Consider the following 25,106-nt stretch of genomic DNA (forward strand, 5'->3'; position numbering starts at 1 on the left):
GGGAGGATGCCGGGAACCGGGTGGGGGAGGCCGCGGAGTTCCGCGTTCGGCTCTTTTTCGGAATACTGGTGGACGGTACGGCGGTTGCGAAACGGAGGTCTGGTGGTCCAGGAGACGCGGCCGGGACGTCGACCCAATCCGGTACCCGAACCCGAAAGTCCGCTGGGAAAATTCGCAACAGGGTTGCGCGAGTTGCGGACGAGGGCGGGAATGCCGACTTTTCGGACACTTTCTGCGCTCACCGCCGAACTGGGGGGCCGGTACTCCGACACGACCCTGCGCACCGTGGCCTCCGGACGGGTGCTGCCCACCCTGGAGGCCACGGTGGTGTTCGTCCGGGCCTGCGCCGCCCACGCCCGGACCCGCCCCGACCGGACCGGGCGGTGGGACGAGGACGCCCTGGTCGACCAGTGGAAGCGGCGGTGGCGGCGCACCCGCGACGCGTTGGCCGCCGCACCGCCGGATCCCCCGGCCGGGGCCGCGGACGGCCCGTCCGCGCAGGTGGTCCCGGCGGGCGGCCTGCCCGCCGAGGTCACCACGTTCGTGGGACGCGAGACGGACCTGGCCGAGGTGGTGGAACGGCTGGAGCACGGCGGAACGGTGACGCTCACCGGGGCCGGCGGCATCGGCAAGACCAGGCTCGCACTGCGGGTCGCCGCCCGGCTGCGCGACCGCTACCGGGACGGGGCGTGCCTGGTGGAACTGGCCGCGGTCGTGGACCCGGGGGCGGTGGCCTGGGCGGTGGGAGCCGCCCTGCGGATCTCGGACGGCTCCGCGGACTCGCCGGCGGACGCGCTGGCGGAGGCCCTGGCCGACCGCGAGCTCCTGCTGGTGCTCGACAACTGCGAGCACCAGCAGGAGAGCTGCGCCGCCCTGGTGGAGGCCCTGCGGCGCCGGGCCCCGGGGGTGCGGGTCCTGGCGACCAGCCGACGGGCCCTCGGATACTCCGGGGAGGTCCTCTGGCGGGTCCCGCCCCTGAGGGTGCCGGCGACCGCGACACCGGTCGAACGGCTGGGTGCCTACGAGGCGGTCGCGCTGCTGACGGACCGGGCCGCGGCGGTGGTTCCGGGATTCGCCGTGGACGAGGGCAACCACCGGGCGGTGGCGGGGCTGTGCCGGCTGCTCGACGGGGTGCCGCTGCTGCTGGAGCTGGCGGCTCGCGGGCTGCGTGTGCTGTCCCCGCAGCAGCTTCTGGAGCGCCTGGAGGAGGGGCTGCCGCTTCCGGACGGTTCGCTGCGCACCGCGCCGGACCGGCACCGGACCCTGCGCGCGGTCCTGGACTGGAGCCACGACCTCTGTTCCGAGGAGGAACGGCGGGCCTGGGCGCGGTTGTCGGTCTTCGCCGGGGACTTCACGCTGGAGGGGGCGCAGGCGGTGCTGGCCGGTGACGGCCGCGGGCCGGAGAGCGCGCTCGCCGCCGTCACCGGGCTGCTGGACCAGTCGGTGCTGACCGTCCACGAGGCCGGGGAGGACCGGTGCTACCGGATGCTGGAGCCGGTCCGGCGCTACGGCCGCGACCGGCTGGCCGAGAGCGGCGCGGCCGAGGAGGTCCGCCGCCGCCACCGCGACTGGTACCTGGCGCTGGTGGAGCAGGCCGAGAGCGCGTGGAGCGGGGCCGAGCAGGCGCTCTGGTTCCGTCGGCTCCGCCGGGGCCACGCCGACCTGCGGGCGGCGCTGGACGCGGGGCTCGCCGACCCCGCCACCGCGCGGCGCACGCTCCGGGCGATGGGGACGCTGTGGCCGTACTGGCTGCTGTGCGTACCGCTCAGCGAGAGCCGCCACTGGCTGGAGTCGGCGCTGCGGTGCTGCGGGGAGCCGGGGGAGGAGCGCGTGAAGGCGCTGTGGGCGTGCGGGTTCGTCGCGGCCCTGCAGCGGGATCTCGACGCGGTGGACCGCTGCGCCGAGGAGATCGAGCGGATGGGGCTGGACGGCGGCGAGCCGACGGCCGGGGCCGGTGCGGCCCTGCTGCGGGGACTGGCCGCGTTCTCCCGCGGCGAGGTGGGAGCGGCCCGCGCCCAGGCGCTGCGGGCGCTGCAGGAGTACCGCCGTCACGACGACCGGTTCGGTGCGCAGGTCACCCTGGGGCTGCTCACGCTGACCGGTGCGGGCGACGGCGAGCCGGTGGCGGAGTACCACCGGGAGGCGCTGGAGTCGAGCAGGCGGCGGGGGGAGCGGTGGCACCGCTCCTATCTGCTGTACACGTTCGGGCTGTACCTCCGGCGGCGGGGGGAGACGGCCGCGGCGGTCGAGGCGCTCCTGGAGGGCCTGGAGATCAACGCGGAGTTCGACGACCGGCTCGGCGGCGAGATGGTGGTCGACGCACTCGCCTGGACGTTGGCGGAGCGGGGGGAGGCGGTGCTCGCGGCGCGCCTGCTGGGGGCGGCCCGGACGCTGCTGCGCGGAGCGGTCCCCCGCCTCCTCGGTTTTCCCTACCTGCTGCGGCAGCAGGAGCGCTGTGTGGCGAGGCTCCGCGCGGACCTGGGGGAGCGGGGGCTGGAGCGCGCGCTCGACGAGGGCGCCGGTCTGGAGTTGGGGGAGGTCGTGCGGCTGCTCCGGCGGCCCTGACCCCGTCAGGCGCGGGCGGGGCGCCGACGGGGCCCGCGGTCCGGCCGGTCACCGGGCCGGGCCCTCCGGAGGGGTGAGGATCCTGGTCGGCAGTGCGGACAGGTGCGCGCGCTCCTCGGCAAAGAGCGCCTCCGGGAGGCCGGCCCCGGCGGCGGCAGGCGGTCGACGAGCCGCCGTCCGTCCGCGGTGAGCCGCACGTCCACCTCGCGGCGGTCGTGCGCGGAGACGGCCCGGGTGAGCAGGCCGTCGCGTTCCGGTCGGGCCGGCCGTTCGGCCGTCGCCGCTGCCGAGGGGACCGTCTCGCGGGTGAGCCGGCTGGGACGCGGTCCGCGGTCGGCGCGGCGGTCGGCCTGCCCCGGACCGCGCAGGCGGTGCTGTGGGAGGCCGCTGCGGCGGCGGGCGCGGTCGCGGGGTGCCGGTGTGGGCGATGGCCGGTCGGCTGGGGCACCGCACCGTGCAGCGCGCGACCGGCACCCCGCTCGGCGCGGCCCCGGCCCTGTGCGGCCTGGACCTCACCCCCCGGCGGGGAGCGTCGCGGCGGTGGTGCTCTGCCGGGTCGCGGCGGACCCGGTCATCATGGCCAGCTCCGCGTTCGCGGTCGTGTTCGCCACCCCGCTGGCCCCGGCGGTCCCCCGCTGGCCGAACCGGAGAGGCCGCGCAGGCCGTTGCGGGGCGGGGGCGGCGACCCGGCTCGGCGCGCTTGGCCGGGGCGGCGTCAGCACCGTGGCGGCCGGCCGCGGGGCCGCTGCGCGACTGCGTGCGGCACTGGAGGGGCCGGGCCGCGGAGGCGGAACTGCGCCGTGTCCGCGCCGGGGCCCCGGGCGCTGCCCCCGGCCCGCGCCCGGCTCTCCCGGGCCGTGCTCTCCCCGCGGGAGACCTCCTCGGTCGCCGGCGGCGAGCCGTGGACCGGCGGGACTTCTCCACCGAGCAGGCCACGGCCGCCGAGCAGGCCGCCCGCCGGCTGCTCGCGGCCACCGCGGTCGCCCGCTGACGCGGTGGCGGGGCCGGGACCCGCGCGGAGTGTCCCCGGCGCCGCCTAGAGTGGACAGGGTCGGGGAGGCTTTCGACACGCCAGGGGGACGCATGCGACCGGTCACCGACATCCAGCGCACGGCCAAGCCGTTCGAGGTGGTCTCGGAGATGGTCCCGGCGGGAGACCAGCCCGCGGCGATCGCCGAACTGGCCCGCCGGATCGAGGGCGGGGCCGCCGACACGGTGCTGCTGGGCGCCACCGGCACGGGCAAGACCGCCACCGTGGCCTGGCTGGTGGAGAAGCTGCAGCGCCCCACACTGGTCATGCAGCCCAACAAGACGCTGGCCGCGCAGTTCGCCAACGAGCTGCGCGAGATGCTGCCCGGCAACGCCGTCGAGTACTTCGTCTCCTACTACGACTACTACCAGCCCGAGGCCTACGTCCCGCAGACCGACACCTACATCGAGAAGGACTCCTCCATCAACGAGGAGGTGGAGCGGCTGCGCCACTCGGCGACCACCTCGCTGCTCACCCGCCGCGACACCGTCGTGGTGGCGTCGGTGTCGTGCATCTACGGCCTGGGCACCCCCCAGGAGTACGTCGACCGCATGGCGACCGTCGAGGTCGGCATGGAGATCGACCGCGACGAGCTGCTGCGCCGGCTCGTGGAGATGCAGTACAGCCGCAACGACGTCGCGTTCACCCGGGGCACCTTCCGGGTGCGCGGCGACACCGTCGAGATCATCCCGGTCTACGAGGAGCTGGCGATCCGCGTCGAGATGTTCGGCGACGAGGTGGAGCGGCTGCTGACGCTGCACCCGATCACCGGCGAGGTGCTGGGGGAGAGCGAGCGGGTCTACATCTTCCCCGCCTCCCACTACGTGGCCGGGCCCGAGCGGATGCGGCGCGCCATCGCCGACATCCAGGCCGAACTGGCCGAGCGGCTGGCGGAACTGGAGGCGGCGGGCAAGCTGCTGGAGGCGCAGCGGCTGCGCATGCGCACCACCTACGACCTGGAGATGCTGGAGCAGATGGGCACCTGCGCCGGCGTCGAGAACTACTCCCGGCACTTCGACGGCCGTGCTCCCGGGACCCCGCCCAACACCCTGCTCGACTACTTCCCCGAGGACTTCCTGCTGGTCATCGACGAGTCGCACGTCACCGTGCCGCAGATCGGCGGCATGTACGAGGGGGACGCCGCGCGCAAGCGCACCCTGGTCGACCACGGCTTCCGGCTGCCGTCGGCGATGGACAACCGCCCCCTGAAGTGGGACGAGTTCCGCGAGCGTATCGGCCAGACCCTCTACCTGTCGGCCACGCCGGGCCCCTACGAGCTGGAGCGGGTCGGCGGCGACGTGGTGGAGCAGGTCATCCGGCCCACCGGGCTGGTGGACCCGGAGGTGGTGGTCAAGCCCACCGAGGGGCAGATCGACGACCTGGTGCACGAGATCCGGGTCCGCGCCGAACGCGACGAGCGGGTGCTGGTGACCACGCTCACCAAGAAGATGGCCGAGGACCTCACCGACTACCTCACCGACCTCGGCATCCGGGTGCGCTACCTGCACAGCGAGGTCGACACGCTGCGCCGGGTGGAGCTGCTGCGCGAGCTGCGGGTGGGGGTCTTCGACGTGCTGGTCGGCATCAACCTGCTGCGGGAGGGACTGGACCTGCCGGAGGTGTCGCTGGTGGCGATCCTGGACGCGGACAAGGAGGGGTTCCTGCGGTCGGAGACCTCGCTGATCCAGACGATCGGGCGGGCCGCGCGCCACGTGGCCGGACAGGTGCACATGTACGCCGACCAGGTCACCGATTCGATGGCGGCGGCCATCGAGGAGACCAACCGGCGGCGGGCCAAACAGCTCGCCTACAACGCCGAGCACGGCATCGACCCCCAGCCGCTGCGCAAGAAGATCGCCGACATCCTCGACTCGCTGGCCCGCGAGGACGCCGACACCGCCGAACTGCTCGCCGAGGGCCGGCGCGGGGAGCGGGGGGCCGCGACCCCGGTCCCGGGGCAGGTGCGCGGCCGGGGGCGTGCCGAGGGGGTGGCGAACCTGCCGCGCGAGGAACTGGCCGACCTGGTCGAGCAGCTCACCCAGCAGATGCACCAGGCCGCGGCCGACCTGCAGTTCGAACTGGCGGCCCGGCTGCGCGACGAGATCCGGGAGCTCAAGCGCGAACTGCGCGGGATGGAGGAGGCCGGCATCGGCTGACCGGCCGCCGCGAACTTTTCCGCCGTCGGGAGGATCTCATGGAGGAAGCGGCCGGTGTGCCGTGCGGAGAGGGAGACGAGGAGGCGGGATGCGGAGCCGGATTCCGGTGGTGGCCGGTGCGGTGGTGCTCGTCGCGGCCGTGGGAACAGGCTGTGCGGGCGGCATCGACCTGCGTGACGAGAACGGTGCGGGGATCTCGATCGACGGGGACGGCGACATCTCGGTGGGGGACGGCAGCACCGAGGTCGAGATCTCCGGGGACGGGACCCCGGGGTCCTCGGACGGGGGCGCCCTGGTCACCGACGAACTGATCAACGTCGCCACGGACGGGGGGACGGTGACCCAGGACTGCGGCGGACGCAGCGCGAACGTGGTGGCCAGCGGGGCCACGGTCACGCTCAACGGCTCCTGTGCCCTGGTCACCATCGCCGGAAGCGGCAACCAGGTGAGTGTGGGGTCGGCCACGGAGGTGAGCCTGCTGGGGTCCGACAACACCGTCCACTACGCTTCGGGGGATCCGGTCGTCACCGATCTGGGGAGCGGAAACGTCGTTGAGGAAGGCGGTGACGCCGTACCGTGACCGTCCCTGGTGTCAGCCACTGCCAGGCCGGTTTCTGAAGATTCTTTGATTTTGGTTACGGTTGAGAAGGTCTGTCGCCGAACGGGTGGACCGCGGGAGATTGTCTGACGACAATTTCAGAACAAAGGCGAGAACTTCTGGCGTTTTACCTGTATTCCGCGGTCTGAGGCGATACCGTACGCTTCGGTAGTCGATGTACGACTTTAAGTGATCGACAAGGGTTCTAGCGGCGGGGCGCTAGCGACCCCCGGTGCGTACGCGCGAGCGTGCCACCGCCAGGGAGGGATGAATGAGCGGTTATGTCGCACGGGTGCGACATGACAGTCCACCGAACGGGACAGCCGAATTCGACCGACTCGTGGAATCGGTGGCCAGGCGGTGGGCGGCGGTGGACCCGCTGCTGCCCGAGCCGTCGCACCCGAGGCTCAACACCCACCCGCTGTTGACCGTCAGCGACGAGATGGGCCGCCCGATGGCGATCGGCACCATGCGCTACTCCTGGTACCAGCCCGGGGAGGCGGGACGGACCTGGGGAGTCCCCGACCAGCACTGGATCACTCCGCTCGTGGGCGGTTCCGACCCCGAAGGGGCGCTCGACTCGCTGCTGACCAGCTGGCGCGACCAGTTGGAGGAACTGCCCAGCGGGACCGGTTCGGAATCGGCGGCGCTGCTGACCTGGCCCGCCCGGGACGTGTGCGGGATCCGTCCGCTGCAGCGCCACGGCATGCAGCCGGCCACCGTCATGGCGGTGCGGCAGCGGCGCCGGGGCGTGCCGCCCGCGCTGCCGCCGCGGGACGTCACGATCCGGCTCGCCGACCTCCAGGACCTGGCCGCCGTGGTCAGCCTGGTCATGGAGGAGCACCGCTACGAGGAGCACTTCGGCAGCGTGTTCATCCAGCCGGAGACGGCCGAGCAGACGCGGCGCGTGGCGGCCCGGGCGCTGAGCCGGAACCCGTCGTGGATCTGGCTGGCCGAACGGCGCGGCCGCCCCGTCGGCCTGGTGTGGGTGTCCCCGCCGCACCGGGCGCGCTGGGTCGCCCCCCTCGTCAACGCGGCTCCCGCCGCCTACATCGGCTACGGAGCGGTGGCCGAGGAGGAGCGGGGGCAGGGCATCGGGACGACCCTGATCAGCCATGCGCACCACGCCCTGGACACCCACGGCATCGAGGTCACCCTGCTCAACTACGCGGTGATGAACCCGTTGTCGGGGCCGTTCTGGCACCGGATGGGCTACCGGCCGCTGTGGACCACCTGGGAGGTCCGCCCGGCGTTGGCGCTGCGCTGAGCAGCGGGGCACGGGCGCGGACCGGCTCTCGGTCCGTGCCCGTTTCCGGCGGGAGGCCGCCGTCATCCGCCCGTGCGGACAGGGTGTTATCCTGGGGGCCCGTGGAGTCCGCAGAGTGTGTTCGGCTGCGTGCCGTCGGCGGACACCGCACGGTCGCCTGTCGGACTTGAAGGCGTTCCGTAGCCGCACAACCACGGGAGCAACCTTGGCATCCGCCGCGAGTAGCAAACACCTTTTCGTCACCGGCGGCGTCGCCTCCAGCCTCGGCAAGGGACTGACCGCTTCCAGCCTCGGACGGTTGCTGAAGTCGCGAGGGCTGCGGGTCACGATGCAGAAGCTCGACCCCTACCTCAACGTCGACCCGGGCACGATGAACCCGTTCCAGCACGGTGAGGTGTTCGTCACCGACGACGGGGCGGAGACCGACCTGGACATCGGCCACTACGAGCGGTTCCTGGACACCGAGCTGTCCGCCTCGGCCAACGTCACCACCGGTCAGATCTACTCCAGCGTGATCGCCAAGGAGCGCCAGGGCGCCTACCTCGGCGACACCGTGCAGGTCATTCCGCATATCACCAACGAGATCAAGGCCCGCATCCTCGCGATGGACGGCGAGGACGTGGACGTCGTCATCACCGAGATCGGCGGTACGGTCGGCGACATCGAGTCGCAGCCGTTCCTTGAGGCGGCCCGACAGATCAGGCACGAGATCGGCCGCGACAACTGCTTCTTCCTGCACATCTCCCTGCTGCCGTACCTGGGGCCCTCCGGTGAGCTGAAGACCAAGCCCACCCAGCACTCGGTGGCCGCGCTGCGCAGCATCGGCATCCAGCCCGACGCGATCGTCTGCCGCGCCGACCGGCCGATCCCCACCAGCCTGAAGCAGAAGATCAGCCTCATGTGCGACGTGGAGGAGGCCGGCGTCGTCTCCTGCCCGGACGCGCCCTCCATCTACGACATCCCCAAGGTGCTGCACCGCGAGGGACTGGACGCCTACGTGGTGCGCCGGCTGGGGCTGGCCTTCCGCGACGTGGACTGGACCGAGTGGAACGACGTGCTCAGCCGCGTCCACCAGCCCGACCACGAGGTCACCATCGCCCTGGTCGGCAAGTACGTCGACCTCCCCGACGCCTACCTGTCGGTCACCGAGGCGCTGCGCGCCGGCGGGTTCGCCCACCGTACCCGGGTGAACATCCGCTGGGTGGCCAGCGACGACTGCGCCGACGCCGAGGGGGCCCGACGCGAACTGGACGGGGTCGACGGCGTGCTCGTCCCCGGAGGCTTCGGGGTGCGCGGCATCGAGGGCAAGGTGGGGGCGATCCGCCACGCCCGCGAGCACGGCATCCCCCTGCTCGGCATCTGCCTGGGCATGCAGTGCATGGTCATCGAGTACGCCCGCGACGTGGCCGGGCTGCACGGCGCCAACAGCACCGAGTTCGAGGACAAGGCCGAGCACCCGGTCATCTCCACCATGTCCGACCAGGTCGACGTGGTCGCCGGGGAGCGGGCCATGGGCGGCACGATGCGGCTGGGGCTGTACCCGGCCCGGCTCGTCGAGGACTCGCTGGTGCGGGAGCTCTACGGAGGGGCCGCGGAGGTCTCCGAGCGGCACCGCCACCGCTTCGAGGTGGCCAACGCCTACCGGTCCGCACTCCAGGAGGCCGGACTGGTCTTCTCGGGGCTGTCCCCCGACGGCTCGCTGGTCGAGTACGTGGAGCTGCCGCAGGACAGGCACCCGTTCTTCGTCGGCACCCAGGCCCACCCGGAGCTGCGCTCCAGACCGACGCGCCCGCACCCGCTGTTCGTGGGGCTCATCAACGCGGCACTGAAGTACTCCGTGGAAAAGGTCGCGCACTGATGGGCGGCCACGGCGGGATCGCCGACACCCCCGACTCCTGGCCGGTGGAGCGTTCCGAGACGCGCTACCGCAGCCGCATCGTCGGCATGGTCACCGACTGGGTGCGCATGCCCGGGCTGGACGGGGAGGAGACCGTCGCCCGTGACCGCTTCGTCCATCCCGGAGCGGTCGCGGCGCTGGCCCTGGACGAGGACGGGCGGGTGCTGCTGCTGCGCCAGTACCGGCACGCGGTGCGGCACCGGCTGTGGGAGCTGCCCGCGGGCGTCCGCGACGTCGAGGGCGAGCCCCCGGTGCGCACGGCGCAACGCGAACTGCTGGAGGAGGCCGGCTACCGGGCCGACACCTGGCACGAGCTCGCCGACTTCTTCCCCTCGGCGGGGTTCTCCACCGAGCGCATCCACGTCTTCCTCGCCCGTGACCTCGTCCGGGTCCCCGAAGAGGAGGTGGACTTCGTCCGCATCCACGAGGAGGCCGACATGCCCGTCGAGTGGCTGCCGTTGGACGAGGCGGTGGCCGCGGTCCTGGCGGGGCGGCTGCACAACGCCGCCACCGTGATCGGGATCCTCGCCGCGCACGCCGCGTCCCGGGACGGTTTCGCGTCCCTTCGCCCCGCGCTCGGCTGATCCTGACGGCGGCGGGCACCGCGACCACAGGTGCGGTGCCCGCCGCCGTCGGAACCAACGCAGTGGAGGGAGGCAGCAGGATGCCGGAACGGGCGCCCCGACTGCGTTCGGCGGTGCGTGGATACCTGGACCACCTGACGGTGGAGCGCGGCCTGGCCGCCAACACCCTGCTGTCCTACCGCCGGGACCTCCGCCGCTACCTGGACTTCCTGGTCGAACGCGGGATCGACGACCTCGACGAGGTGCGTTCCGAGGACATCGCCTGCTTCGTCCGCACCCTCCGCGAGGGCGGCCCCGGGCACCGGCCGCTGTGTGCGAACTCCGCCGGACGGGCCGTCGTCGCGGTCCGCGGCCTGCACCGGTTCGCGCTGCGGGAGGGGATGACCGCGCACGACCCCGCCCACCAGGTACGGCCGCCGACCCCGCCGCGGAGACTGCCCAAGGCCATCCCCCTGGAGCAGGTGGAGGCGCTGATCGCCGCGGCCGACACCGAGGAGGGCCCCCGGGCGCTGCGCGACCGCGCCCTGCTGGAGCTGCTGTACGGCACGGGGGCACGCATCTCCGAGGTGGTCGGACTGGACGTGGACGACGTCACCCGGCTGCGTTCCGGCCCGCACTCCGGAACCGAGGTCGGCGTGGTGCGGTTCCGGGGCAAGGGCGGCAGGGAGCGGGTGGTGCCCGTCGGCAGGTACGCGCGCGCCGCCCTGGACACCTACCTGGTGCGCGCCCGTCCCGGACTGGCCGCCGCCGGGCGGGGCACGCCCGCGCTGTTCCTCAACGCGCGCGGCGGCAGGCTCACCCGCCAGGGCGCCTGGGCGGTGCTGCGCGCGGCGGCCGAACGGGCCGGGCTCAGCGACGTGTCCCCGCACACCCTGCGGCACTCCTTCGCCACCCACCTCATCGACGGGGGCGCGGACGTGCGGGTCGTCCAGGAGCTTTTAGGGCACGCGTCCGTCACCACCACGCAGGTCTACACCCTCGTCACCGTGGACCGGCTGCGGGAGGTGTACGCTGCGGCACACCCCCGGGCGCGAGTGTCGCGTTGATTCACCGCACCCGACGGCCTAGAGTCGCCGCACGACGGTGCAACACTTGTCGACAAATTGAGTTTTTCCAACGGCCTGTCAACCGGTTCGTGGGAAGCGGTGTGGTCCGTAGGGAGGTCCTGGGTTGTGAGCTGGTCCGGATACGACGACGTGGACGCGCGGGCGTCCGCAGACACTGCGGCGGCCGAGCCGGCGAACAGCCCCTGGGCGCAGACGCACAGCACGGGGGCGATGTTGGGCGGCATGAAACGGCCGAAACCAGAATTTCCGGAACCGGCCCCGCTCGACCACCACGGCCCCGCGCGGGTGGTGGCGCTGTGCAACCAGAAGGGCGGGGTCGGCAAGACCACCACCACCATCAACCTGGGCGCGGCCCTCGCCGAGTACGGGCGCCGGGTCCTGCTCGTGGACTTCGACCCCCAGGGCGCGCTCTCGGTGGGGCTGGGCCGGCGCGACCCGCGCGAACTGGATCTGACCATCTACAACCTGCTCATGCAGCGCGACGTCACCATCGACAAGGTGCTGCTCAAGACCGAGGTCGAGGGGCTGGACCTGATCCCCAGCAACATCGACCTGTCGGCCGCCGAGGTGCAGCTGGTGGGTGAGGTCGCCCGCGAGCAGATGCTCAGCCGAGCCCTGGCGCCGGTGCTGGACGACTACGACGTGGTGCTCATCGACTGCCAGCCGTCGCTGGGCCTGCTCACCGTCAACGCGCTCACCGCCGCGCACGGCGTCATCGTGCCGCTGGAGTGCGAGTTCTTCGCGCTGCGCGGGGTGGCCCTGCTCATGGACACCATCCAGAAGGTCCAGGAACGCCTCAACGACCGCCTGGTCATCGACGGGTTCCTCGGCACCATGTACGACCCGAGGACCCTGCACGCGCGCGAGGTGCTGGCCACCATCGTCGAGGGGTTCGGCGACAAGGTGTTCCACACCGTGATCAACCGGACCGTCCGGTTTCCCGACGCCACCGTCGCCGGTGAGCCGATCACCCGCTTCGACTCCTCGTCGGCGGGCGCCCGCGCCTACCGGGACCTGGCCAAGGAGGTGCTCGCCCGGTGGCCTCTCGGCGTTCGCGACGCGTGACGCTGCCCGGCGCGGACGAACTGTTCTTCCGCTCCACCGCACCCCGCGGCGAAGCGTCCCGGACCCCCGCGGAGGCGGCGGACGCGGACGCCGAGCCGCCGCAGCGGGACCGGACCCCGGCCGTCCGGCGGCGGATCGTGCCGCAGCCCAGCGGACGGCAGCGCCACGACGAGAAGATCACCGTCTACATCTCCGCGGCGGAACTGCTCGCCCTGGAACAGACCAGGCTGGCCCTGCGCGCCGACTACGGACTGACCGCCGACCGCGGCCGGATCGTGCGGGAGGCCGTCGCGGTGCTGCTCGCCGACTTCGAGGAGTACGGCGAGGCCAGCATGCTGGTGCAGCGGCTCAGCGAGACCTGACCCGTCCGGTGGCCATGATCCGACGAACGACGCCGGGGCGTGCCCCGGGGCGCCCATGACGGCCCAGGACGCCCCCGAGGGGGGGTTCCTGGTCCGCCTCGACAACTTCGAGGGGCCCTTCGACCTGCTGCTCGCGCTGATCGCCAAGCACAAACTGGACATCACCGAGGTGGCGCTGTCGAAGGTCACCGACGAGTTCATCGCGCACATCAAGGCCTACGGGGACTCCTGGGACCTGGACCTGGCGAGCAACTTCCTGCTGGTGGCGGCCACCCTGCTGGACCTGAAGGCGGCGCGGCTGCTGCCCCGCGGGGAGGTGGAGGACGAGGCCGACCTGGCGCTGCTGGAGGCACGCGACCTGCTTTTCGCCCGGCTGCTGCAGTACCGGGCCTACAAGGAGGTCGCGGCGCTGTTCGCGGAGCGGATCGCCGCGCAGGGCCGCTGCTTCGCACGGGCCGTGCCGCCGGAGCCGCGCTTCGCCGCGCTGCGCCCCGACGTGTTCCTCCGGCTCGGCCCGCAGGAGTTCGCGGCGCTGGCCGCCCGTACCCTCACCCCGCGCGAGCCGCCCAGTGTCCCGGTCACCCACATCCACCAGCCCAAGACCTCCGTGGCCGAGCAGGCGGTGCTGGTCGTGGCGGCGCTGCGCGAACACGGCTCCCTCACCTTCGCCGAACTGACCCGCGAGTGCACCGGTACCTTTGAGGTGGTGGCGCGGTTCCTGGCGCTGCTGGAGCTGTACCGGGCCGCCAACGTCAGTTTCGACCAGCCCGAACCCCTGGGAGAGCTGCGGGTCACCTGGACCGGCAGCGGCCGGGGCGAGGTCACGGTGGCCGACGACTACGGCCAGACCAGGGATCGCGACGACGGGGGGACACAGTGAGCCACACCGCGCCCGACACCGGACCGGCGGTGCTGCGCCGCAACCTGGAGGCGGTGCTGATGGTCGTCGACCAGCCGGTCACCGCCTACGACCTGGCGCGCGCCTTCGGCTCCGACGTCGACACCGTCACCCGCCTGCTGCGCGAGACCGCCCGCGAGTACACCGAGCAGGGGCGCGGTTTCGACCTGCGGGAGGTCGCCGAGGGGTGGCGCTTCTACACCCGTCCCGAGTGCGCCGAGGCCGTCGAGCACTTCCTGCGCGACGGCCACGAGGTGCGGCTCACCCAGGCGGCGCTGGAGACGCTGGCGGTGGTCGCCTACCGCCAGCCCGTCTCCCGGGGCCGGGTCTCGGCGGTACGCGGGGTGAACTGCGACGGAGTTATGCGTACCCTCGTACTGCGGGGGCTGATCGAAGAAGCCGGCCAGGACCCGGAGTCGGGGGCGGTGCTGTACCGCACCACCAGCTACTTCCTGGAGCGGCTGGGGCTGCGCAGCCTGGACGAACTTCCCGACCTCGCCCCCTTCCTACCCGACGACATCGAAGGTCTCGACGACACCGGTGAACAAGCCACACGATGATGACACCCGTCGCCACGGCGGCGACGGCGGGCCGCGCGGTGGGCGCGGCCGTTCCACCCCGCGCGGTGGGCGCGGCGACCACGACCAGTCCGGCCGCCGCGGCGGCCGGGACCACCGCGGCGACCGCGGCGGGCGTGACGACCGGCGGGACGGGGGGTCCCGCGAGCGGGACCGCCGTTCGCGCACCGAGCGGCCCGGACGCGACCCCCGTGCCCGCGGCGAGCGGCGCGGTGGCCGCGAGCGGGACGACCGGGCCGAACGCTTCGACCGGGCGTCCGGGGGGAGCGGACGCGGCTTCCGCGACCGGGACGAGCGGGACCGCCGCGACGACCGGCGGGACGGCCGACCGCGTGCCGAGCGGCCCGGACGCGACCGCCGTCCGGGGCGGCCCCGCACCGGACACGGCTCCGAACGGGAGCTGTCGGCCCAGGCCAGGGCCCGGCTCAGGGTGCTGCGCGCCGAGTACGACCCCCGTGACGACGACCCCGTCGACGAGGAGCGCGACACCTACGCCGACGTCCCCGGCGGCATCCGGCTGCAGAAGGCCCTCGCCCAGGCGGGGGTGGCCAGCCGCCGCGCCAGCGAGGAACTGATCGCCGCCGGACGGGTCACCGTCGACGGCCAGGTCGTGCGGCGCTTCGGCGCCCGCGTCGACCCGGAGAAGTCCGAGATCCGCGTCGACGGCATGCGGGTGGTCACCGCCCCGGACCTGCGCTACTACGCCCTGAACAAGCCGCGCGGCGTGGTCAGCACCATGTTCGACCCGCAGGGACGGCCCACGATCGCCGACTACGCGGGCCAGAGCGACGAACGGCTGTTCCATGTCGGCCGGCTCGACACCGAGACCGAGGGCCTCATCCTGCTCACCAACGACGGCGAGCTGGCCAACCGGCTCACCCATCCCCGCTACAAGGTGGTCAAGACCTACATCGCGAAGGTGCCGGGGCCGGTGCCGCGCGAGGTCGTCCGACGCATCCGCAGGGGGGTGGAGCTGGACGACGGGTTCGTGGCGGTCGACTCCTTCCGGGTGGTCGACAACATCGAGCCGAAGGCGCTGGTGGAGATCCGGTTGCACGAGGGGCGCAAGCACATCGTGCGCCGCCTCATGGAGGCGGTGGGCTACCCCGTGTCGGACCTCGCCCGCACGCAGATCGGGCCGGTCGGACTCAACAACCTCAAGACCGGCACGGTGAGGGCGTTGACCTCGAAGGAGGTCAGTGAGCTCTACACTGCCGCAGGGATGTAGCCCAGGATTCGGGAGGACGAGAACAGTGGCGGTACGAGCGATCCGCGGCGCGGTCCAGGTCGACGCCAACGAGCGTGACCTCGTGTTGGAGGCGACCGAGGAGCTGGTCGCGGAGGTCATGCGCCGGAACGAACTGGGCACCGACGACTTCATCAGTGTGCTGTTCACCGCGACCCAGGACCTCAACGCGGAGTTCCCGGCCCTGGCCGCACGCAAACTCGGGTTCACCGACGTCCCCCTGATGTGCTCGACCGAGATCGCGGTGCCGCACGCGCTGCCCCGGGTGGTGCGTCTCATGGCGCACGTCGAGACCGACCGTCCCCGCTCGGAGCTGCACCACGTCTACCTGCGGGGCGCCCAGGTCCTGCGGTTGGACATCGCGCAGTAGCCGGCGGCGGGGGCGGACCCCGCCGCCGCGGACCGCCCCGGCCCGGGCGGGAACCCGGTGCGGACGGCCGGAAACGGGAGACGAGGAGGGGACATGGTCGAGAGCGCGGTCGTGGTCGGGACCGGGCTGATCGGGACGTCGATCGCGTTGGCGCTGCACCAGCGCGGCGTCGACGTGGCGCTGAGCGACCGTGATCCGGCGGCCCTGCGGCTGGCCTGCGACCTGGGCGCCGGACGCCCCCTCGCCCAGGAGCAGACCGAACCCGCCGACGTCGCCGTGGTCGCGGTGCCGCCGGGCGCGGTGCCCGCGGTGCTGCGCGACGCCCAGCGGCGCGGTCTCGCCCGCGTCTACACCGATGTGGCCAGCGTCAAGTCCTCCGTGGTCCGCCGGGTCGCGGAACTCGGCTGCGACCTGACCAGCTACGTGCCGGGCCACCCCATGGGCGGACGCGAACGCCAGGGGCCCGGCGCGGCCCGCGCCGACCTGTTCCTGGGACGGTCCTGGGCCCTGTGCCCCGCCGCCGGGACCGATCCCGCCGCGGTCAAGACCGTCACCCTGCTCGCCGAGCTGTGCGGGGCCGACCCGCTGGTGGTCGACGAGGCCGCGCACGACCGGGCGGTGGCGCTGGTCTCCCACGCCCCCCACGCGGTCTCGGCCGCGGTGGCCGCGAGCCTGCTTGACGGCGACGCCACCGCGCTCGCCCTGGCCGGCCAGGGGGTGCGCGACATGACCCGCATCGCCGGAGGGGACGTGGGCCTGTGGCGGGAGATCCTCGGCCACAACGCCGGGCCCGTGGCCGCCGTGCTGGAGCGGGTCGCCGCGGACCTGGCCGCCGCGGCCGCCGCACTGCGGTCCGGCGACCCGGGGGTGGTCGAGGACCTGCTGGAGCGCGGCCGTGCCGGACACGCCCGGGTCCCCGGCAAGCGCGGAGCCGGACCCACCCCCGACGACGCGGTGCTGTCGGTGGTGATCCCCGACGAGCCCGGCGCGCTGGGGCGGCTGTTCGCGGCGGCGGCCGAGGCGGGGGTCAACGTCGAGGACGTGCGGATCGACCACTCCCCGGGGCTGCCGTTGGGCGTGGCGCAGCTGTCGGTGGTGCCCGAGGCGCGGGACCGTCTGGCGCGCGCCCTGACGGAGGGCGGCTGGTCGGTGCACCGCTGAGGCGTCGGCCGGTCCCGGCCGTCCCCCGACGATGGCGGAGGCGGGCCGGACGGCCTGTAGTCTGAACCGGAAAAGACGACAAGGCGGACGTTGTGCAGGGAGCGGCAGACGTGAGCGGGCAGGGGCGCGGCGAGGGGTTCGTCATCGCCATCGACGGCCCTTCGGGGTCGGGAAAGTCCAGCACGGCCAAGGGCGTGGCCCGGGCGCGTGACCTCAGGTACCTCGACACCGGCGCGATGTACCGCGCCATGACCTGGTGGATGCTGACCAACGGGATCGACGTCGCCGACGCCTCGGCCGTCGCCGACGCGGCCGCCCGCCCGGTCATCACCATGGGCACCGACCCGGACGCGCCCACCGTCCACGTCGACGGGGTGGACGTGGCCCGGCAGATCCGCACCGACGAGGTCACCGCCAACGTCAGCGCGGTCAGCGCCGTGCCCCGGGTGCGGGAGCTGCTCGTGGCCCGCCAGCGGGAGATCATCGCCGAGGCGTGCGCCACCGCCCCCGGCATCGTCGTCGAGGGCCGCGACATCACCACCGTGGTCGCGCCCGACGCGCCGGTGAAGCTGTTCCTGACCGCCAGCGCCGAGGCCCGCGCGCAGCGGCGCAGCAGGGAGGTGCGGTCCGACGACGTCGCGGCCACCCGGGAGGCCCTGGTCCGACGCGACCGGCTCGACTCCACCCGCGCGGTGTCCCCCCTGACGCAGACCCCCGACGCCACCGAACTGGACACCACCGGCCTGTCCCTGGACGAGGTCATCGCGCTGGTGGTCAAACTCGCCGACGAGGCGCGGGCGTCGGCCGCCTGATTCCCCGCGGCCCCGCCGGGGCCGCGGCACCCGTGCCGGGACCGGCGCGGAGAACACGGTCCTCACGGCACGCATCCTGGGCGCGTGGGGACACTGCTACCGGGAGTATGTGTGATGAGTGACATCGTCGACGAGCGCGCCGCAGCGGCCACCAGCGACGAGACGACACGGGTCAAACCCGTGGTGGCCGTGGTGGGACGCCCCAACGTGGGCAAGTCGTCCCTGGTCAACAGGATCATCGGACGCCGCGAGGCGGTCGTGGAGGACGTCCCCGGGGTCACCCGTGACCGGGTGGCCTACGACGCCGTCTGGCAGGGCCGCGAGTTCACCCTCGTCGACACCGGCGGATGGGAGACCAGCGCCAGCGGGCTGGCGGCGATGGTGGCCCGCCAGGCCGAGTACGCCGCCGAGACCGCCGACGTGATCCTGTTCGTGGTGGACGCCACCGTCGGCATCACCGACGCCGACGAGGCGGTCACCCGTGTCCTGCGCGCCACCAGGCGGCCCGTGGTGCTGGCCGCGAACAAGGTCGACGGGCCGATGGGCGAGGCCGACGCGCTGGAGCTGTGGAACCTGGGCGTGGGCGAGCCGTACCCGGTCAGCGCGCTGCACGGCCGCGGCACCGGGGACCTGCTCGACGCGGTGCTGGCGGCCATGCCCGAGGAGGCGCCCCGCGAGTCCGAGCCCGGGCCGGGCGGACCGCGCCGCATCGCCCTGGTGGGGCGGCCCAACGTCGGCAAGTCCAGCCTGCTCAACAAGCTCGCCGGGGAGGAGCGGGTGGTCGTGGACTCGGTGGCGGGCACCACCCGCGACGCCGTCGACGAGCTCGTCGAACTGGGCGGCAGGACCTGGAAGTTCATCGACACCGCCGGTATCCGGCGCCGGTTCCGCGCGTTGCAGGGCGCCGACTACTACGCCACGATGCGCACCACCACGGCGCTGGAGCGCGCCGAGGTCGCCGTGGTGCTGCTGGACGTCAGCGAACCGCTGGCCGACCAGGACGTGCGGATCGTCGAGCAGGTCGTCGAGGCCGGCCGGGCGCTGGTGCTGGCGTTCAACAAGTGGGACCTGCTGGACGAGGAGCGCCGCTACTACCTGGAGAAGGAGATCGACCGGCAGCTGTCGCGGGTCAGCTGGGCGCCGCGCGTCAACATCTCCGCCAGGACCGGGCGGCACGTCGAGCGCCTGGTTCCGGCCATCGAGCAGGGACTGGCCAGCTGGGACACCCGCATTCCCACGGGACGCCTCAACACCTGGTTCAAGGAGCTGGTCGCGGCGACCCCGCCGCCCGCGCGCGGCGGCAGGCAGCCCAAGATCCTGTTCGCCACCCAGGCCGACACCCGGCCGCCGCACATCGTGCTGTTCACCACCGGCTTCCTGGAGGACAGCTACCGCCGGTTCATCGAGCGGCGCCTGCGCGAGGACTTCGGGTTCGAGGGCACGCCCATCAAGGTGAGCATGCGCATCCGCGAGAAGAAGGGCGGAAAGGTCCAGAAGGTGCACGGCAGGCGGAGCTAGACCCGCGGGGCCGCGGTTCCGGGATCACACCGGGACCGCGGCGGCCAGGGCCGCGCCGACGAACACCGCCTGCAGCGCCGTGCGCTGCGGCAGCGGGGTGACGGGGCGTCCGGCCAGGGTGAGGCCGCGGCGGGCGGCGGAGACGTTCGCGGGGAACAGGGCGAGCAGCAGCAGCGCCAGGGCGACCGCGGCGTAGGGGGCGACCGGGGGGAGCAGCAGGGCCGCGGCGCCCGCGAACTCCAGGACGCCGGTGACGGTGACCAGCAGGGCGGGGCGGGGGAGGGCGGGCGGGACCATCGCGACGAGGTCGTCGCGCCGGGGCCGGGTGAAGTGCGCGGAGCCGGTGACGGCGAACATCAGCGCGAGTCCGCCGCGCAGTGCCGCCTGCCAGTGGTCGAGTGCGTCGACACCGGCGAGGCCGAGCAGGCGCAGCGCGGCGAAACCGCCGAGCAGGACGATGAGCGGAACCACGGGAACCCCCTGATCTGGACAGTGACAAGATTCCACCCCGTCCGCAAGGAACTTGTCAATGGCAAGATTGGGGTCGGGGGCGGCACCCGCCGCGAGTGAGAGGACGTGAGGACGATCGGCGCCCGCAGCTACCACCACGGCGACCTGAGACGGGCCCTGCTGGACGAGGCGGTCGCCGCGATCGCCGAGTCGGGGCCGTCCGGATGGAGCCTGCGTGAACTGGCCCGCCGCGCGGGAGTCTCCCACGCCGCGCCCGCCCACCACTTCGGCGACAGGGCGGGACTGCTCACGGCGGTCGCCGCCGAGGGCTTCGACCTGCTCGCCGAGGCGCTGGCCGGCGCGGGCGGGGACCTGCTCGACATGGGAGTGGCCTACGTGCGCTTCGCCGACACCCACCGGGCCCACTTCGAGGTGATGTTCCGCCCCCGGCTGTACCGGGCCGACGACCCGAAGGTGCGCGCCGCCCGGGCCCGTACCCACGACGTCCTGCACGGCGGGGTCCGGCGGGCGGTGGACGGGGAGAGCGACACCGCCGCACGGGCCGCCTGGTCGATCGTGCACGGCTTCGCCGAACTGTGGCTCAACGGCGCCCTGCCCGCCGCCCCGGGCGACGACCCGGGGGAGGCCGCCCGTCCCGTCATCCGGCTGCTGTTCGACCGGTGAGCCCCCGGGGCACGGGACGCGCCGCGGTCACGCCCCGCCCGGACCCGGAGCAGACGCTCCCCGGCCCCGCGGGCCCCGAGCCCGCCCGGGAGGCTCCGGACGCGGTCCGCAGTCCGACCGTCGGGCGGCCTGCACGGCAGGCGGTACCTTGGCGGGTACGGAGGCGCCTCACGGACACCGTCCCCGGCCTTCGCGCACCGGAAAGCCCGTGACCGCGGTCGGAGTCCGGGGAGGGGCGCCGGGGCCCGGCGGGTCCGTGGACGCCACGACGGACGCGCGGAGCAGGACCCGGCGCCGGTGCGGGCGCGCCCGGACGGGAAGCCGTGAGGAGGAGCCGATGGAGCGGATTCTGGTCAGCGCCTGCCTGATGGGGCGGGCGGTGCGTTTCGACGGACGGGCCAAACCCACCGACCACGAGATCTTCCTGCGCTGGCGGGAGGAGGGCCGGCTCATCCCGTTCTGCCCCGAGGTCGTCGGCGGCCTGCCGGTCCCCCGACCGCCCGCCGAGATCGAGGGCGGCCGGGGAGCGCGCGCCGTCCTGGAGGGCCGGGCGCGCATCCGCACCCCCGAGGGCCGCGACGTCACCGCGTTCTTCCTCGCCGGGGCCCGGGCGGCCCTGCACGCCGCCCGGGAGCAGGGGGTGCGGCTGGCCGTGCTGAAGGAGAACAGCCCCTCCTGCGGGGTCCACCGGGTCTTCGACGGGTCCTTCACCGGCACCAGGGCCCCGGGCGCGGGACTGACCACCCTGCTGCTGCGCGACCACGGCATCGACGTCTTCAGCGAGGACGAGCTCCCCGAGGCCCAGGCCCGCCTGACCGAACTGGAGGCGGAGACGGCCTGACCGCCCGGCCGCCGGGGAAGCAGGCGTCCCGGCCGCGTCGACGGAGGCGGGCCGCACGTGCCGCCCGCCCCGCCGTCCCCGAGAGGGAGCGGAAGGCTTTGAAATTCGACTTACTAGTAAGTTAGTATAGTGGCGGGACGCCCGACAGGGTCCCAAAGCCCGGGGCCGGCCGGGGTCTGGAGACCAAGAAGGCCGACCGGTGCCGTCTGCGTGCGGAAGCGCCCGCGCGGGCGGCGTGGGTGTCGACCGGATTCGTGTGGTGGAAAGGACGACCGTCATGGCCGCTGGTGCCCAGATCATCGACGACCTCCTGAGGCCCGATGTCAATGCCGACCCGCACCAGGCGCTCGCCCGTCTGCGTGAGCTGGACTCGATCCACTGGAGCGAGCCCCACCGCGCCTGGCTGGCCACCCGCTACAACGACATCTCGGAGGCCTACCGGAACCGTGCGCTGTCGTCCGACCGGGTCCGCCCGCTGCTCGCCATGAACAAGGACGAGAACGAGCAGTCGACCGCGACGACCCGCGTACGGGAACTGCTGAGCCAGTGGATGGTGGTCAGCGATCCGCCGCAGCACACGCGGCTGCGCCGCCTCGCCGCGGGCGCCTTCAAGCAGCAGCGGATCGTGGACATGAACCAGCGGATCCAGCAGCTCGTCGACGACCTGCTCGACCGGTTCATCGCCGGGGGGCACACCGACCTCATCGAACACCTCGCCTACCCGCTGCCCGCGATCGTGATCGCGGAGATGCTCGGCGCTCCCCAGGAGGACCGTGACCGCTTCCGGCACTGGTCCGACGAACTGGCGCTGGTGGCCTTCGGGGCCGGGGGAGACGCCAGGGAGGAGCGGCACGAGCGGGCGCTGCGCGGGATGGAGGAGATGGTCTCGTTCTTCCGCGAGCTCATCGAACTCCGCCGCCGGGAACCGGGGGACGACATGCTCACCGCGATGATGGCCGGCGACGGGAGCGGCGACGAGCTCACCGAGGACGAACTCGTCGCCATGTGCGCCCTGCTGCTCTTCGCCGGCCACGAGACGACCACGAACTCGATCGCCAACGGGATCGTGGCCCTGCTCCAGCACCCCGACCAGCTGGCCCTGCTGCGGGAGGAGCCGGATCTCATCTCCTCCGCGGTGGAGGAGCTCCTCCGCTTCGACGGCCCGATCAAGGTGATCAACCGCTGGGTGACGCAGGACACCGAGCTGGCCGGTCAGCAGATCCGGGCCGGAGAGCGCGTCTACCTGGTGCTGTCCGCGGCCAACCGGGACCCCGCGAAGTTCACCGACCCGGACGCCCTGGACCTGCGGCGCAGCCCCAACCCGCACATCGCCTTCGGCAAGGGGATCCACGCCTGCCTGGGGGCGCAGCTCGCACGCCTGGAGACCAGAATCGCCATCGGCAGCGTCGTGCGGCGGCTGCCGGGACTGCGCCTGGCAGGAGAACTCTCCTACAAGGAGAGCCTCGCCGCCCGCGCCCTCCACAGGCTTCCCGTCGCCCACGACGCACTGCCCACCCACCGGTGACGACCGCCCGCAGGAGACGAACGTGAAGATCATCGCAGACAGCAGCCGGTGCGAAGGCCACGCCCAGTGCAACATCGCCGATCCGGACCTGTTCCCGCTGAACGAGGACGGCTACACCGCGCTCACCGACGCGGGGATGCAGGTCCCGCCGGACGAGGAGCGGCAGGCGCAGCAGGGGGTGTCGGCCTGCCCCGTGGCGGCGCTGCGCCTGATCGACTGACCCGTCCCGGCCCGGCGGCGCTCCTCCGGGGCAGGCCCGGTGCGGCCGGATCCCTCCGGCCGCACCGGCGGTCCCCGGGGACCGTGCCGTGTCCCGCTCCGGGACCGGCGAACGCGCGCAGAGCGGAGGCGGCGCACGGGCCGGAAGGGCAAGGGTGACCACGGAAACGGAAAGAGGACGAGGACAGGTGACACAAGAGGCACTCCCCGGTGTGCCGGCACCGCTGCGAGAGGCCCTGGCAGCGGCCCCGGTCCCGCAGGTGACCACGGTGGCGGGATGCGACATCTCGTGGTTCTCCTGGGGGGACGCCACCCGGCAGCCCGTGGTGTTCGTCCACGGCGGGGCCGCGCACAGCTGGTGGTGGAGTTTCACCGCGCCGCTGCTCAGCGACCGCTACCACGTGGTCGCACTCGACCTGTCCGGGCACGGTGACAGCGGTCACCGTGCCCACTACTCTTTCGCGGGGTGGGTGGAGGAGGTCGCCGCGGTGGTCGAGCGGCTTCCCGGCGGGCTCCCGCCCATCGTGGTGGGGCATTCGATGGGCGGGATGGTGGCCACGCTCTTCGCCCTCGAACACGGAAGCCGAATGGCGGGGCTCATCAGCATCGACTCGCCGCTGTCGAAGGCGGACGCGGCCAACTTCACCAAGGACAACGGGGTCCTGGCGCAGACGAGGAGCTACTCCAGCAGGGACGAGGCCGTGGCCAGGTTCCGCCTGCTGCCGCCCCAGGACGTCGTCGCCGACGAGCTCCTCGCCCACGTCGCCCGGCACAGCGTGGCGTCCACCGGCGACGGCCGCTGGTCGTGGAAGTTCGACGCGAAGGTCTTCCTGGAGCATCCGGAGGACCGCCTCAAGGACCTGCTGGGCGTGCTCGACTCCCTCGTCTGCCCCCTGGGCGTCATCGCGGCGGAGAAGTCCGACGTGGTCCCCGAGTCCGACCGGGAACGGATCGCGGACATGGCGCGCACGGCGCCGGCCGAGCGCCCTGTCGTGTACTGGCCGATCGACGGGGGGCACCACCTCATGTTCGACCGCCCGCTCGAACTGGTCGCGGCGATCCGCGACACCATCGAGGAGTGGCGGAGCCGCCGGAAGACGGCAGAGGAGGCAGGATCGTGACGGAGCGCACGTGTGTGGTCACCGGAGCCGCGTCCGGGATCGGCGCCGCGGTGGCCGAGAGCTTCCGGGCGAGCGGACACACCGTCATCGGCGTGGACGTGGCCGGAGGCGACGTCCACGCGGACCTGTCCCGGCCCGACGGGCGTCGCTTCGCCGTCGAGCAGCTCACGCGGCGGGCGGCCGCCGTGGACGTGGTGGTGGCCTGTGCGGGACTGGCGCGGCCCGAGCCGGTGACCCTCAGCGTCAACTACTTCGGCGTGGTCGACCTGCTGGCGGGGCTGCTGCCGCTGCTGCGGCGCGGCCGGTCGCCCCGGGTCGTGGTGGTGTCGTCGGTGGCCGCGGTGCACCGGACACTGGACTCCCTCGTCCAGGCCTGCCTGGACCACGACGAGGAGGCGGCGCTGGACCTGGGGCGGCGGGCGGTGGAGGCGGGCAAGGGCATCGGCATCTACGCCGCGTCCAAGCAGGCCCTGGCGCGCTGGGTGCGGCGGACGGCGTCCACCGAGGCGTGGGCCGGACACGGGATCGCGTTGAACGCGGTGGGGCCGGGGGTGGTGCTGACCCCGATGATCGCCGCGGAGTGGGCCAGCCCGGCCGGGCGGGAGGCCCTGAGCAGGCAGGTTCCGATGCCGTTGACCCGGGGGCCGATCGACGTGGGCCAGATCGTGCGGACCGTGCGGTTCCTCGCGGACCCGGACAACACCGCCGTCACCGGGCAGACGGTGTATGTCGACGGCGGTGCCGACGCACAACTCCGGGGGGACCGGCAGTGGTGACCGGGGGCCGGGGCACGGTCGGGTAGCGGATGCCCGCGACGGTTTGGCCGTCCTCCTCCCGGGGCTCCGACGGCCTCCCCGGGAGGAGCGGCACGCAGGACCGGTCCGTTTCCGGGGCCCGCGCACCGGGAGGCCGGTGCGCTCCGCACCGTCGCGGTCACTCTCCCGGGGGGAGTTTCAGCCGCATGACCTGACAGAACAGGGTTTCTGTCGCGCTGTGGGCCGGAGGGTCGCCAACACTGGCGGGTCTGTCCGGTGTGATGTAGCTTATAGTCCCCCGTCAAACAAACGGCCGTCAGATAAAGGCCGGTGCCGC

23 protein-coding genes are annotated in these 25,106 nt (G+C 73.2%); 22 read left to right on the top strand and 1 reads right to left on the bottom strand.

Going from position 1 to position 25,106, the window contains the following annotated elements:
* Window positions 1-210 precede the first annotated feature (210 nt).
* The 16 genes from FOF52_RS02825 to der all read left to right on the top strand — a co-directional run bounded on the left by FOF52_RS02825 (window position 211) and on the right by der (window position 19,174).
* The gene (locus tag FOF52_RS02825; protein WP_248592275.1) at window positions 211-2,565 is read left to right on the top strand and encodes an ATP-binding protein; all 2,355 of its coding nucleotides are present in this window, start codon (window positions 211-213) and stop codon (window positions 2,563-2,565) included.
* A gap of 1,083 nt (window positions 2,566-3,648) precedes the next feature.
* Window positions 3,649-5,751, top strand: coding sequence for an excinuclease ABC subunit UvrB (uvrB, locus tag FOF52_RS02830; RefSeq protein WP_248592276.1), 2,103 nt, complete (start codon window positions 3,649-3,651; stop codon window positions 5,749-5,751).
* An 88-nt stretch (window positions 5,752-5,839) separates the two neighbouring features.
* Window positions 5,840-6,331 (top strand): DUF3060 domain-containing protein, encoded by a 492-nt coding sequence (locus FOF52_RS02835; RefSeq protein ID WP_248592277.1) that lies wholly within the window; start codon window positions 5,840-5,842, stop codon window positions 6,329-6,331.
* A 289-nt stretch (window positions 6,332-6,620) separates the two neighbouring features.
* On the top strand, window positions 6,621-7,616 hold the full coding sequence (locus FOF52_RS02840; protein WP_248592278.1) for a GNAT family N-acetyltransferase: 996 nt from the start codon (window positions 6,621-6,623) through the stop codon (window positions 7,614-7,616).
* 205 nt (window positions 7,617-7,821) lie between these two features.
* Entirely contained in the window at window positions 7,822-9,474 is a 1,653-nt protein-coding gene (locus FOF52_RS02845) for a CTP synthase (protein ID WP_248592279.1), read from the top strand.
* Window positions 9,474-10,097 carry an NUDIX domain-containing protein gene (locus FOF52_RS02850; RefSeq protein WP_248592280.1) on the top strand — a complete coding sequence of 208 codons (624 nt, stop codon included), beginning with the start codon at window positions 9,474-9,476 and terminating at the stop codon, window positions 10,095-10,097. Before FOF52_RS02845 ends, FOF52_RS02850 begins: the two co-directional genes overlap by 1 nt.
* Before the next feature lie 80 nt (window positions 10,098-10,177).
* Window positions 10,178-11,143 (top strand): site-specific tyrosine recombinase XerD, encoded by a 966-nt coding sequence (locus FOF52_RS02855; RefSeq protein WP_248592281.1) that lies wholly within the window; start codon window positions 10,178-10,180, stop codon window positions 11,141-11,143.
* Window positions 11,144-11,269: 126 nt separating this feature from the next.
* The gene (locus FOF52_RS02860) at window positions 11,270-12,229 is read left to right on the top strand and encodes a ParA family protein (RefSeq protein ID WP_248592282.1); all 960 of its coding nucleotides are present in this window, start codon (window positions 11,270-11,272) and stop codon (window positions 12,227-12,229) included.
* On the top strand, window positions 12,202-12,591 hold the full coding sequence (locus tag FOF52_RS02865; RefSeq protein WP_248592283.1) for a hypothetical protein: 390 nt from the start codon (window positions 12,202-12,204) through the stop codon (window positions 12,589-12,591). Before FOF52_RS02860 ends, FOF52_RS02865 begins: the two co-directional genes overlap by 28 nt.
* 55 nt (window positions 12,592-12,646) lie before the next feature.
* A complete protein-coding gene (locus FOF52_RS02870) occupies window positions 12,647-13,471 on the top strand; it encodes a segregation and condensation protein A (protein ID WP_248592284.1) in 825 nt (274 codons plus the stop codon).
* Window positions 13,468-14,049, top strand: a complete 582-nt coding sequence (gene scpB / locus FOF52_RS02875) for an SMC-Scp complex subunit ScpB (protein WP_248592285.1) — start codon at window positions 13,468-13,470, stop codon at window positions 14,047-14,049. The genes FOF52_RS02870 and scpB overlap by 4 nt, the downstream gene beginning before the upstream one ends.
* Complete coding sequence (locus FOF52_RS02880) at window positions 14,030-15,295, top strand: pseudouridine synthase (protein ID WP_248592286.1); 1,266 nt, start codon at window positions 14,030-14,032, stop codon at window positions 15,293-15,295. Before scpB ends, FOF52_RS02880 begins: the two co-directional genes overlap by 20 nt.
* Before the next feature lie 25 nt (window positions 15,296-15,320).
* Window positions 15,321-15,683: a chorismate mutase gene (gene aroH / locus FOF52_RS02885; RefSeq protein WP_248592287.1), complete on the top strand. Its 363-nt coding sequence runs from the start codon at window positions 15,321-15,323 to the stop codon at window positions 15,681-15,683.
* Between the two features lie 93 nt (window positions 15,684-15,776).
* Window positions 15,777-16,844 (top strand): prephenate dehydrogenase, encoded by a 1,068-nt coding sequence (locus FOF52_RS02890; protein WP_248592288.1) that lies wholly within the window; start codon window positions 15,777-15,779, stop codon window positions 16,842-16,844.
* A 110-nt stretch (window positions 16,845-16,954) separates the two neighbouring features.
* Entirely contained in the window at window positions 16,955-17,656 is a 702-nt protein-coding gene (cmk, locus tag FOF52_RS02895) for a (d)CMP kinase (protein ID WP_248592289.1), read from the top strand.
* Between the two features lie 114 nt (window positions 17,657-17,770).
* The gene (gene der, locus FOF52_RS02900; protein ID WP_248592290.1) at window positions 17,771-19,174 is read left to right on the top strand and encodes a ribosome biogenesis GTPase Der; all 1,404 of its coding nucleotides are present in this window, start codon (window positions 17,771-17,773) and stop codon (window positions 19,172-19,174) included.
* A 24-nt stretch (window positions 19,175-19,198) separates the two neighbouring features.
* Here the strand turns inward: der and FOF52_RS02905 are convergent, their stop codons facing one another.
* Window positions 19,199-19,645: a DoxX family protein gene (locus FOF52_RS02905; protein ID WP_248592291.1), complete on the bottom strand. Its 447-nt coding sequence runs from the start codon at window positions 19,643-19,645 to the stop codon at window positions 19,199-19,201.
* A gap of 105 nt (window positions 19,646-19,750) precedes the next feature.
* Here FOF52_RS02905 and FOF52_RS02910 point away from each other — a divergent pair, with 105 nt between their 5' ends.
* The 6 genes from FOF52_RS02910 (at window position 19,751) to FOF52_RS02935 (ending at window position 24,790) form a co-directional block, all read left to right on the top strand.
* Window positions 19,751-20,308: a TetR/AcrR family transcriptional regulator gene (locus tag FOF52_RS02910; RefSeq protein WP_248592292.1), complete on the top strand. Its 558-nt coding sequence runs from the start codon at window positions 19,751-19,753 to the stop codon at window positions 20,306-20,308.
* A gap of 337 nt (window positions 20,309-20,645) precedes the next feature.
* The gene (locus FOF52_RS02915; RefSeq protein ID WP_248592293.1) at window positions 20,646-21,149 is read left to right on the top strand and encodes a 2-thiouracil desulfurase family protein; all 504 of its coding nucleotides are present in this window, start codon (window positions 20,646-20,648) and stop codon (window positions 21,147-21,149) included.
* 277 nt (window positions 21,150-21,426) lie between these two features.
* Window positions 21,427-22,674, top strand: a complete 1,248-nt coding sequence (locus FOF52_RS02920) for a cytochrome P450 (RefSeq protein WP_248592294.1) — start codon at window positions 21,427-21,429, stop codon at window positions 22,672-22,674.
* A gap of 22 nt (window positions 22,675-22,696) precedes the next feature.
* Window positions 22,697-22,894 (top strand): ferredoxin, encoded by a 198-nt coding sequence (locus FOF52_RS02925; protein WP_248592295.1) that lies wholly within the window; start codon window positions 22,697-22,699, stop codon window positions 22,892-22,894.
* Between the two features lie 187 nt (window positions 22,895-23,081).
* Window positions 23,082-24,014, top strand: coding sequence for an alpha/beta fold hydrolase (locus tag FOF52_RS02930; protein WP_248592296.1), 933 nt, complete (start codon window positions 23,082-23,084; stop codon window positions 24,012-24,014).
* Entirely contained in the window at window positions 24,011-24,790 is a 780-nt protein-coding gene (locus tag FOF52_RS02935) for an SDR family oxidoreductase (protein WP_248592297.1), read from the top strand. The genes FOF52_RS02930 and FOF52_RS02935 overlap by 4 nt, the downstream gene beginning before the upstream one ends.
* Window positions 24,791-25,106 lie beyond the last annotated feature (316 nt).

Source organism: Thermobifida alba, assembly GCF_023208015.1.
Lineage (GTDB): Bacteria > Actinomycetota > Actinomycetes > Streptosporangiales > Streptosporangiaceae > Thermobifida > Thermobifida alba.

What these genes read in the sequence shown, in the direction of transcription:
- FOF52_RS02825 (WP_248592275.1), top strand. Translation starts at nt 211, where the DNA reads ATGCCGACTTTTCGGACACTTTCTGCGCTCACCGCCGAACTGGGGGGC.
- uvrB (WP_248592276.1), top strand. Translation starts at nt 3,649, where the DNA reads ATGCGACCGGTCACCGACATCCAGCGCACGGCCAAGCCGTTCGAGGTG.
- FOF52_RS02835 (WP_248592277.1), top strand. Translation starts at nt 5,840, where the DNA reads ATGCGGAGCCGGATTCCGGTGGTGGCCGGTGCGGTGGTGCTCGTCGCG.
- FOF52_RS02840 (WP_248592278.1), top strand. Translation starts at nt 6,621, where the DNA reads ATGAGCGGTTATGTCGCACGGGTGCGACATGACAGTCCACCGAACGGG.
- FOF52_RS02850 (WP_248592280.1), top strand. Translation starts at nt 9,474, where the DNA reads ATGGGCGGCCACGGCGGGATCGCCGACACCCCCGACTCCTGGCCGGTG.
- FOF52_RS02855 (WP_248592281.1), top strand. Translation starts at nt 10,178, where the DNA reads ATGCCGGAACGGGCGCCCCGACTGCGTTCGGCGGTGCGTGGATACCTG.
- FOF52_RS02870 (WP_248592284.1), top strand. Translation starts at nt 12,647, where the DNA reads ATGACGGCCCAGGACGCCCCCGAGGGGGGGTTCCTGGTCCGCCTCGAC.
- FOF52_RS02890 (WP_248592288.1), top strand. Translation starts at nt 15,777, where the DNA reads ATGGTCGAGAGCGCGGTCGTGGTCGGGACCGGGCTGATCGGGACGTCG.
- der (WP_248592290.1), top strand. Translation starts at nt 17,771, where the DNA reads ATGAGTGACATCGTCGACGAGCGCGCCGCAGCGGCCACCAGCGACGAG.
- FOF52_RS02915 (WP_248592293.1), top strand. Translation starts at nt 20,646, where the DNA reads ATGGAGCGGATTCTGGTCAGCGCCTGCCTGATGGGGCGGGCGGTGCGT.
- FOF52_RS02920 (WP_248592294.1), top strand. Translation starts at nt 21,427, where the DNA reads ATGGCCGCTGGTGCCCAGATCATCGACGACCTCCTGAGGCCCGATGTC.